Origin of the sequence: Teichococcus rhizosphaerae, from assembly GCF_002631185.1 — a bacterium.
Taxonomy (GTDB): domain Bacteria; phylum Pseudomonadota; class Alphaproteobacteria; order Acetobacterales; family Acetobacteraceae; genus Pseudoroseomonas; species Pseudoroseomonas rhizosphaerae.
The window spans coordinates 18411-28090 of record NZ_PDNU01000018.1 but is presented as its reverse complement, the minus strand read 5'-3'; the positions used below and the strand labels follow the sequence as shown (position 1 = coordinate 28090).

Sequence of the window (9680 nt, the reverse complement as noted above, 5' to 3'; positions counted from 1 at the left end):
GGCGCGCCGCCGCCGCCGCGTCCGTCCTCCGCGGTGAAGGCTTCGAGCACATCGGCCAGGAGCCGCACGCCCCGGGCGATGCCCGCCTCGTCCAGCGCGGCATAGCCCATCACCAGCCCCGCCGCGTTCGGCCTGCCCGCCGCGGGGAAGGCATAGAGCGGAGTGACGGGATAAACGCCGAGGCCCGCCGCGCGGGCGCGCGCGACGAAGGCGGCCTCCCGCGCCGCCGGCACGCCGCCGAGCCAGAGGACGAGGTGCAGCCCGGCCTCGGCGCCAGCCACCGTCGCCGCGCCGCCAAGCCGGGCGGCGAGGGCCGTCAGCAGGGCGGCGCGCCGCTCGCCATTCCTGCGGCGGACGCGCCGGACATGCCGCTCATAGGCGCCGCTCTCGATCAGCCCGGCCAGAGCCTCCTGCTCCAGGGCCGGCGAGTGCCGGTCCGTCAGCCGCTTCGCCCTGGCGAAGGCTTCCGACAGCGCCGCCGGAACGACGAGATAGCCGAGGCGGAGCGTCGGCGAGAGCGTCTTGGACACCGTGCCGAGATAGATGACGCGCCCCGCCTCATCGAGCGCCTGCAGCGGCGGAATGGGCGCGATGTCGAAGCGGTACTCGCTGTCGTAGTCGTCCTCGATCACATGGGCGCCCGCGGCCCGCGCCCAGGCCAGGAGCGACCGCCTCCGCCCGGCCGGCATGACGCCGCCGAGCGGAAACTGGTGGGAGGGCGTGACATAGGCCAGGCGCGCGGCCGGCAGCCCCTCCGTGGCCATGCCCTCGCCATCCACCCGCGCCGGGACGATCTCCGCCCGCGCCGCGAGGAAGGCCTGGCGCGCGAGGCTGTAGCCCGGCTCCTCCATCACCGCCCGGTCGCCCGGGTCGAGCAGAAGCCGCGCGCAAAGGTCGAGCCCCTGCTGCGAGCCGTTCACCACGATGACCTGCGCCGGATCGCAGCGCAGCCCCCGGCCGCGCCACAGATAGCCCTGCAGCGCGGCGCGGAGCGCGGGCAGGCCGCGGGGGTCGCCGTAGCGGAGGCGGCCGGGCCGGCGCAGCAGGGCGGCGCCCACCGCCCGGCGCCAGGCAAGCGCGGGAAAGTCCGTGGCCGCGATGTCGCCGTAGCGGAAATCGGCGAGCAGCGGGGCCGTTCCGGCGTCAGGCGGCGCCTCGAAGCCCATCAGCGCCCGGCCGAAGGCGGAAAGCCGCTCCGTGGCCATCGGTCCCCCGTCCCGCCCCGGCGGTGCGGCCGGAGGCCCGGACGCCCGTTCGAGCCCCGGCGCCAGCCCTTGGGCGACCCGCGCGCGGGCACCCCGATGCGTCTCCAGGTAGCCTTCCGCCAGGAGTTGCTCGAAGGCGGCCGTCACCGTCGTGCGGGACACGCCCCATTCGGCGGCGAGGGAGCGGGTGGAGGGCAGGCGCGCGCCGGGGCCGAGCAGGCCGGAGGCGATCTGGGCCTTGATGGCCTCGCAGATGCGCCGGGTGACCGGGGCGCGCGCCGCTTCATCCCGTGCCATGGCAGAAACTGGACCGCCGATTCAATCGGGAACTGGACGTTCCTTCTGGGCCAGTTTCCGCGCATCGTCCAGCCCGTCCGGAGAGTTCGCCCATGTATGTTCCCCCCGCCTTCCGCGAGGACGACCGCGCCGCCCTGCACGGCATGATGCGCGATGCGCGCCTCGCGAACCTCGTCACCGCGACGGCCGAAGGGCTGGTCGCCACGCCGCTGCCGCTGTTCCTGGCGCCGGAGGAGGGCCCCCACGGCACGCTCTACGGCCACCTGGCGCGCGCCAACCCGCAATGGAAGCTGCCCCCTTCCGACGAGGCCATGGCCCTGTTCACGGGGCCGGACGCCTATGTCAGCCCGAGCTGGTACCCCTCCAAGCAGGAGCACCAGAAGGTGGTGCCCACCTGGAACTACGTCGCCGTCCACGCCTATGGCCCGGTGGAGTTCTTCGAGGATGCGGACCGCCTGCTGGAGGTCGTCACGCGGCTGACCGACCTGCACGAGCGGCCGCGCGCCAAGCCCTGGGCGGTGGCCGACGCGCCGGAAGGCTTCATCCGCGCCCAGCTCCGGGGCATCGTCGGCCTGCGGCTGCCGATCGCGCGGCTGGAAGGCAAGCGGAAGATGAGCCAGAACCGCGCCGCCGCGGACCGCGCGGGCGTCGCCGCCGGGCTGGCGGCGAGCGACCGCGCCTCCGACCGCGCCGTCGCGGCGCTGATCCCGGGCTGAGGGGCGCCATGCCGGAGCCGGCGCAGCTCGCCCTCTACTTCGCCGCCGCCCTGCTGCTCGCGGTCACGCCGGGCCCCGGCATCTTCTACGTCGCGGCGCGCACGCTCGCCGGCGGCCGCGCGGAGGGGGTTGCCTCCAGCCTCGGCACCGGGCTGGGCGGCATGGTCCATGTGGTGGCGGGCGCCCTGGGCGTTTCCGCCATCGTGCTCGCCAGCGCGGAGCTGTTCACCGCGCTGAAGCTGCTGGGCTCCGCCTATCTGGTCTGGATCGGCTGCCGCACGCTGTGGTCGGCCCGCCGCGACGCGCGGGCGGCGCCGGCCGGCGGTGCCGCCATGCCGCCTTCCGGCACCCGGCGGGCCTTCCGCGACGGCGTGCTGGTGGAAGCGCTGAACCCCAAGACGGCGGCATTCTTCCTGGCCTTCGTGCCGCAGTTCGTGGACCCGGGCCGGGGCGGCGTGGCGCTGCAGTTCGTGGTGCTGGGCTTCGTCTCGGTGGCGCTCAACACCCTGGCCGACATCGTGGTGGCCTTCGCGGCGGGACACATCCGGAATGGCGCCGCGGCGCGCCCCGGGCTGGTCCGCCGGCTGCGGGAGGCCTCGGGGGCGGCGATGGTGGCGCTCGGCCTGGGGCTGGCGCTGGCGAGGCGCCCGGCGGCCTGACGCTCCGCCGCCCCGGCGGGGGCGGCCGCTGCCGGGCGCCGCGGAAAGGGGCTTCCCGCGGCGCCCTTTCCCGTTCAGGCCGCCTTCGCCGTGGCGATGGCCTTCCACACCACCTCGGGCGTCGCCGGCATGTCCAGATGCGTCACGCCCTGGTCGGAGAGCGCGTGCACCAGCGCGTTCATGATGGCGGGCGGCGAGCCCACCGCGCCGGCCTCGCCCGCGCCCTTCACGCCGAGCGGGTTGGTGGTGCAGGGGATCTCCACCAGCTCCACCTCGATGTCCGGCAGGTCGCTGGCGCGCGGCAGGGCGTAGTCGTTCAGGCTGGCCGAGAGGAGCTGGCCGCTTTCCGGGTCGTAGGCGGTGCGCTCCATCACCGCCTGGCCGATGCCCTGCGCCACGCCGCCATGCACCTGCCCGCGCACGATCAGCGGGTTCAGCGCGTGGCCCACATCGTCCACCACGATGTAGCGGGCGGTCTCCACATGGCCGGTGTCGGGGTCCACCTCGACCTCGGCGATGTGGCAGCCATTGGGGAAGGTGTGCGCCGGGATGGCGGCCACCTCGGCGGCGTTGAGCAGCGTCGCCGCCTCGCCGCGCGCGGCGCGCTCGCGCTGCCGCGCCGCCAGCTCCAGGATGCCGATGCCGCGGTCCGTGCCGGCGATGCTGAAGCGGCCCGTGCTGAACTCGATGTCGGCCGGCGAGGCTTCCAGCACCTCGCTCGCCGCCTGCTTGCCCTTGTCGATCACGGTGGTGGCGGTGGCCAGCAGCGCCGTGCCCTCGGAATAGAGCGAGCGCGCGCCGCCCGTCCCGCCGCCGGTCGGGATCTCGTCGGAATCGCCCTGGATGACGCGGATCTTCTCGACGGGGATGCCGAGCTCATGGCTGGTGATCATGGCGTAGGCCGTCTCGTGCCCCTGGCCGGTGGACTGGGTGCCGACCAGCACCTCCACCATGCCGTCCTCGGCGAAGCGCATCTCGGCGCGCTCGGAGGCGTCGCCGCCCGTGGCCTCCAGGTAGTAGGCCATGCCGATGCCGCGCTTCTTGCCGCGCCGGGCGGATTCCGCGCGCCGCGCCTCGAAGCCGGCCCAGTCCGACCTGGCCAGCGCCCGGTCCAGCACCTGCGCGAAGTCGCCGGAATCGTAGGTCTGGCCGACGGGCGTCCTGTGCGGCATGGCGCTGGGCGGCACCATGTTGCGCCGGCGCAGCTCGATGCGGTCGATCCCCGTCTCGCGCGCGGCGGCGTCGATCAGCCGCTCGACGAGGTAGTTGCTTTCCGGCCGCCCCGCGCCGCGATAGGCATCGACCGGCACGGTGTTGGTCAGGATGCCCAGCACATTGGCGTAGATCGCCTGGAAGCCATACACGCTGGCCAGCACCTTGGTGCCCGCGCCGCAGGGGATGAAGGGCGCGAAGGTGGAAAGATACCCGCCCATGTCGGCGTAGTTCCTGGTGCGCAGCGCGAGGAACTTCCCGTCCTTGTCCAGCGCCAGCTCGCCCTCGGTGAGGTTGGCGCGGCCCTGGGTGTCGGACTGGAAGGCCTCCATGCGCTCGGAGGCCCACTTCACCGGGCGCTCCAGCTTGCGCGCCGCCCAGCAGCACAGCGCGTACTCGGCATACATGTAGAGCTTCATGCCGAAGCCGCCGCCGACATCGGGCGTGACCACGCGGAACTTCTCGGGCGGCAGGCTGAACACCACGTTGGCCAGCAGGTTCTTCACCAGCCAGGAGCCCTGGGTGCCGGCATGGAGCGTGAACTTGCCGCTGGCGGCGTCGTATTCCGCCAGGGCGGCGCGCCCTTCCATGCTGTTCACCACGATGCGGTTGTTCACCACGGTGAGCCTGGTGACATGCGCGGCCTGGGCGAAGAGCGCGTCGGTCGCCTCCCGGTCGCCCGCCGCCCAGTCGAAGCACACATTGTTGGGCGCGGTGTCCCACACCTGCGGCTGGCCGGGCTCGGTGGCGCGGGCGAGGTCGGTGCAGGCGGGCAGCACCTCGTAGTCCACCACCACCGCCTCGGCGGCGTCGCGCGCCTGCTGCACGGTGTCGGCGACGATGAAGGCCACCGGGTCGCCCACATGGCGCACCACGTCGATCGCCAGGCCGTAGCGCGGCGTCTCGGCGCGCGGGCTGCCGTCGCGGTTCCTCAGCGGGATCATGCAGGGGATCTGGCCGAGGCCCTCGGCCTTCCAGTCCGCGCCGGTCAGCACCGCGTGCACGCCGGGCAGGGCGCGCGCGCCCTCGGTGTCGACCGAGAGGATGCGGGCATGGGCGTGCGGGCTGCGCAGCACATGGGCATGAAGCTGCCCGGGCGCCGCGATGTCGTCCGTGTAGCGCCCGCGCCCCTGCAGCAGGCGGGGGTCCTCGATGCGCCGCACCGGCTGGCTGAGGCCGAATTTCGCCATTGGTTCCGCTCCCCGGATTGTCCCTCGGCGTATCATTGGGCAGGAATCCCGGGAGGGGAAGGGGATTGCCGCGCGCCCTTGCGGCCGGGCCCGGGGCGGCGCAGCCTGCGCGCCATGTGGTTCCCCGCTCCCCGCACCCTGACGCCGCGGCTGCTCAGCCGCCTGCCCGACCGCCACCGCCAGCCGCGCCGCACCCCATGGGCGGACGCGAATCGCGGCGGCGCCATGCTCGACAGCTTCCTGGAAGGCCCCTGCTTCGACGCCGCCGGCAACCTGCTGGTGGTGGACATCCCCTTCGGCCGCGTCTTCCGCGTGGGCCCGCGCGAATGGGAGGTGGTGGCGGAATACGAGGGCTGGCCGAACGGGCTGGCCGCCGGCCCCGCCGGCAGCCTGCACCTGGCCGACCACCGGCACGGGCTGCTGAGCCTCGATGCCGCCACCGGCAGCATCGCGCCGCTGCTGGAGACCGTGGGCGGCGAGGGCTTCCGCGGCCTGAACGACGTGGTGGCCGGCCCCGAGGGGCAGGTGCTGTTCACCGACCAGGGCCAGACCGGGCTGCAGGACCCGACGGGCCGCGTCTGGCGCCTCTGGCCCGACGGGCGCGCCGACTGCCTGATCCGCAACGCGCCGAGCCCCAACGGCCTGGCGCTCGACCGCGCCGCCGCGCATGCCTATGTGGCGATGACGCGCTCCTGCGAGGTGTGGCGCTTCGCGCTGCGGCCGGATGGCGTGGTGGGCAAGGCGCAGTGCTTCCTGCGCCTGCCCGGCGGGCTGATGGGCCCCGACGGGCTGGCGATGGACGCGCGGGACCGCCTTTGCGTGGCCAATCCCGGCCATGGCCTGGTGTGGGTGGTGGATGGCTTCGGCGTGCCGGCCTTCGTGGTGGACTGCACGGGCTTCGGCCGGCTGCCCACCAATCTCTGCCTCGCCCCCGACGGCACCACGCTGCTGGTCACGGAAAGCCAGAGCGGCAGCGTGCTGGCGGTGGAGCTGCCGCCCGGCTGAGGGCGGGAAACCCCCGCCCGGCCCTTTCCGCGTCTCAGTGATGCACGAAGATCGGGCAGGGCGTCTCGCGCAGCAGCTTGCGCGTGGCCGAGCCGAGCAGCAGGCTGCGCAGCCCCGAGGTCTCGTAGGCGCCCATGACCAGCAGGCGCGGCCGCTCCCCGGCCGCCTCGGCCAGCAGCAGGTCGGCCGGGCGCTGGCCGGAAACGGCGATGGCCTCGGCCTCCACCCCGTGCACGCGCAGATAGGCGGCGCCGTCCTCGGCCATCCGCCGGGCGGCGTCGCGGTTCTCGTCGGCGGCGAAGACCTTGGCGCGCACCTCGCCCTCGGGCTTGAGCAGGGCGTAGAGCTGCAGCGCGCGCATGGCGGGCAGCGAGGCGTCGTAGCCCACCAGCACCGTGCCCTGCGGGTCGTAATCGGCCATCTCGGCGGGGGGCGGCACCACCAGCAGGGGGCGGGCGCCATGGTGCAGCAGCGCCTCGATGACGGGGGCCAGGCCGTCCTCCGACGCCTCCATGCCCAGCGTGCTGTCCCGGCCGATCAGGATGACGTCGTGCCGCGCGCCGGCCCTGAGGAGCGCGGGCGCGGGCGCGTCGTCCAGGCGCAGCGTCTCGAAGCGCAGCTCGCCGGCGGCGGCGGCGAAGGCGGCCAGCGCCGCCTCGGCCTCCTCCGTGACGCGCCGCGCCAGGGTCTCGTTGCGCCGCTCCAGGAAGGCGGCGCCGCCCAGCGGCACCGCTTCCTGCGCGCCGCTGGTGTGGGGGATGTCGAGCACCACGGCGGCGGTGAGGCGGGCCCCGCTGCGGCGCGCCAGCGAGATCGCCAGCTCGCCGGCGGCGGCGGCGCCGGGCGTATCGTCGAGCGCCACCAGGATGCTGCGGATCATCGGTCGTCTCCCCCTTTCTCGGCCGTGGAGTCGGGCGGCAGCCTACACCGGGTCGTGGCGCCGGCAGAACTCCTCGGCCGAAAGGGCGCGGATCTCGGGCAGCGCCGCGCGCAGCCGCTCCTCCGGCCAGTCCCACCAGGCGATGCGGGCGAGGGCGGCGCGGATCTCGGCGGGAAAGCGGTGGCGCAGCACGCGCGCCGGGTTGCCCACCACCACGGCGAAGTCCGGCACGTCCCTCGTCACCACCGCGCCGGCGCCGATGGCGGCGCCCATGCCCACCGAAACGCCGGGGAGGATGATGGCGCCGTGCCCGACCCAGACATCCGGCCCCAGCACCACCGGCCTGGAGCGGCGCCAGTCGAAGAAGCCGGCCTCGTCCGGGCCGAGGCCATAGGCGCTGCTGCGGTAGGTGAAGTGGTTCAGCGCCACGCGGTCCAGCGGGTGGTTGCCGGGGTTGATCCGCACCTGTGCGGCGATCGAGCAGAACCTGCCGATGGTGGTGTAGATGATGTCGGCATCGTTCACGACATAGGCGAAGTCGCCCATGCTGCTCTCCGCCAGGCGGGTGCGGGCGCCCACCTCGTTCCAGCGGCCGAAGGTGCAGTCCCGCACCTGCGCGGTGGGGTCGATGAAGGGGGCTTCGCCCAGCGCCTTGCGGGCGCTGTCAGGATCCTGGTGCATGGCGCCCCCTGCCATGCCGGCGGCGTCAGGCCGATGACGCCGGCATGACAGGCGGGTGACGGCGCCGCCTCAGCCGGCCGCGAGACGGCGGCAGGAGAACAGCGAGAGGTCGTGCCGGCTGCGCCCCGTGGTGGCCAGCTCCGCCAGCACCTCGCCGATGACGCTGGCGAATTTGTAGCCATGCCCCGAGCAGGGCGAGGCGACCACCACCTCCGGGTGGCCGGGCAGGGTGTCGAGCACGAAATGCTCGTCCGGCGTGTTGGTGAAGAGGCAGGCGGCGAGGCGCAGCGTGGGGCCGTCCGCCTCGGGGAAATAGGCGCGGACGGCCTCGCGCAGCGCCGCCTCGTCGCGCGCCGTGGGCTCGCGCGACAGGGCGTCGGCGTGGCCGTGCTCGCCGAAATGGTGGTAGAGGCCGATCTTGAAGCCGGGGATGCCCCAGCTCGGGAACTGGTAGAAGTGGCCCTGCGCCGTTTCCATGTTGGAGACGGGAAAGGCGCCGGGCGCGAAGAGCGCGGGCCGGCGCGGCTGGAACCAGCCCAGCACCTGCCGCTCCGGCACCGCCTGGCCGCGCAGGCCGGGGACGAGGTCCTCGATCCAGGCGCCGGCGGCGGCGATGACGCGGCCCGCCTCGTAGCGCCCGCGCTCGGTGACGACGGTGACGCGGCCCGGCGCCGGCTCGATGGCCAGCACCCGCTCCCGCGCATGGATCTCGGCCCCCGCCGCCACGGCCAGCGAGGCATGCGCCAGGATGGCGCGCTCCGAGGCGATGAAGCCGCCATCGGGCTGGTGGATGGCGGCGTAGTCCGCCGGCAGCCGGTAGCCGGGGAAGCGGCGGTTCACCTCGGCGGCGGACAGCGCCTCGTGCGGCAGGCCATGCGCGCGGCAGGCGGCGAGCGAGCCCTGCACGATGCGGCCCTCCTCCGGCCCCGCATCCAGGCTGCCGGTGACGAAAAGCAGCTGCTCCCCGGCCAGCGCTTCCGTTTCCCGCCAAAGCTCATAGGCGCGGCGGAGCAGCGGCACGTAGCCGGGGTGCTCGAAATAGGCGAGGCGGATGATCCGGTTGAGCCCGTGCGAGGAGCCCATGGCATGGCCGAGGTCGAAGCGCTCCAGCCCCAGCACGCGCTGGCCGCGCCGGGCGAGCTGCCACAGCGCGGCGGAGCCCATGCCGCCCATGCCGATGACGATGCTGTCGTAGTGCTGCGGCATGGCTGCTTTCCCCTGTGGCTGGCGGCGGGGGCGGACCATAGCAGGCAGGGCGGGGGGTGGGCAGGGCAGGGGATGGGCAGGGCGGGGTGTTTAGGCGCAACCTTTCCCGGGTGACAAGGTTCGGCCCGGTTGCTAACGGTGGCCGCCCATGCCGCGACGCGCCCGCTTCCTGCTGCGCCTGCTGGCCGCCCTGCTGCTGGTGCAATGGGGCGGCGGGCTGCTGCCGCATCTGCGCGCCATGGCAGCGGTTCCGGGCGAGGCGGTGGTGATCTGCACGCCCGAGGGCTACCACACCATCCGCCTCGGGCCGGATGGCACGCCCGGGGATGCGCCGGAGAAGCCGAAGGGCGGCTGCTGCCTGCTCTGCCAGGCGCCCGCCACCAGCGCCGGCCTGCCGCCGCCCGACCGCCTGCCCGAGCCGCGCCTCGTGGCGGCGCCCGCCATGGCGATGGCCGCCGCCATGCGCGCGCTTGCCTTCCGGCCGCCGCCGCGCGTCCTGCATTCCAGGGCGCCCCCGATCTCCTGAGGTGACCGCCTGCCCCGGCCCGCGTGGCCGGGCCGCCGCAACCTTCCGGAGATCCTGTTCATGTCACGCCTGCCCCTTCACGGGCGGAGCGGCGCGGCCCCGG

At 74.3% G+C, this 9680-nt stretch carries 9 protein-coding genes; 4 read left to right on the top strand and 5 right to left on the bottom strand.

Annotated elements, in window-relative coordinates; translation table 11 throughout:
- A partial coding sequence (gene pdxR / locus CR162_RS11300; protein ID WP_099095659.1) for a MocR-like pyridoxine biosynthesis transcription factor PdxR occupies nucleotides 1–1502 on the bottom strand: 1502 nt, incomplete at its 3' end.
- 92 nt (nucleotides 1503–1594) lie between these two features.
- Between pdxR and CR162_RS11295 the strand changes: the two genes are divergently transcribed.
- A complete protein-coding gene (locus CR162_RS11295) occupies nucleotides 1595–2218 on the top strand; it encodes an FMN-binding negative transcriptional regulator (RefSeq protein ID WP_099095658.1) in 624 nt (207 codons plus the stop codon).
- An 8-nt stretch (nucleotides 2219–2226) separates the two neighbouring features.
- Nucleotides 2227–2877: a LysE family translocator gene (locus CR162_RS11290; protein ID WP_099095657.1), complete on the top strand. Its 651-nt coding sequence runs from the start codon at nucleotides 2227–2229 to the stop codon at nucleotides 2875–2877.
- Nucleotides 2878–2951: 74 nt separating this feature from the next.
- Here the strand turns inward: CR162_RS11290 and CR162_RS11285 are convergent, their stop codons facing one another.
- The gene (locus CR162_RS11285) at nucleotides 2952–5279 is read right to left on the bottom strand and encodes a xanthine dehydrogenase family protein molybdopterin-binding subunit (RefSeq protein ID WP_099095656.1); all 2328 of its coding nucleotides are present in this window, start codon (nucleotides 5277–5279) and stop codon (nucleotides 2952–2954) included.
- Nucleotides 5280–5357: 78 nt separating this feature from the next.
- Here CR162_RS11285 and CR162_RS11280 point away from each other — a divergent pair, with 78 nt between their 5' ends.
- Nucleotides 5358–6284 (top strand): SMP-30/gluconolactonase/LRE family protein, encoded by a 927-nt coding sequence (locus CR162_RS11280; RefSeq protein ID WP_245870285.1) that lies wholly within the window; start codon nucleotides 5358–5360, stop codon nucleotides 6282–6284.
- Nucleotides 6285–6318: 34 nt separating this feature from the next.
- Here CR162_RS11280 and CR162_RS11275 read toward each other — a convergent pair whose 3' ends face one another.
- From CR162_RS11275 to solA, 3 genes are all read right to left on the bottom strand, one after another.
- A complete protein-coding gene (locus CR162_RS11275) occupies nucleotides 6319–7164 on the bottom strand; it encodes a universal stress protein (RefSeq protein ID WP_099095655.1) in 846 nt (281 codons plus the stop codon).
- Between the two features lie 42 nt (nucleotides 7165–7206).
- Nucleotides 7207–7845, bottom strand: a complete 639-nt coding sequence (locus CR162_RS11270) for an LbetaH domain-containing protein (RefSeq protein ID WP_099095654.1) — start codon at nucleotides 7843–7845, stop codon at nucleotides 7207–7209.
- Nucleotides 7846–7914: 69 nt separating this feature from the next.
- Nucleotides 7915–9051 carry an N-methyl-L-tryptophan oxidase gene (gene solA, locus CR162_RS11265; RefSeq protein ID WP_099095653.1) on the bottom strand — a complete coding sequence of 379 codons (1137 nt, stop codon included), beginning with the start codon at nucleotides 9049–9051 and terminating at the stop codon, nucleotides 7915–7917.
- Between the two features lie 148 nt (nucleotides 9052–9199).
- Here solA and CR162_RS11260 point away from each other — a divergent pair, with 148 nt between their 5' ends.
- Nucleotides 9200–9577, top strand: a complete 378-nt coding sequence (locus CR162_RS11260) for a hypothetical protein (RefSeq protein ID WP_099095652.1) — start codon at nucleotides 9200–9202, stop codon at nucleotides 9575–9577.
- Nucleotides 9578–9680: the final 103 nt, after the last annotated feature.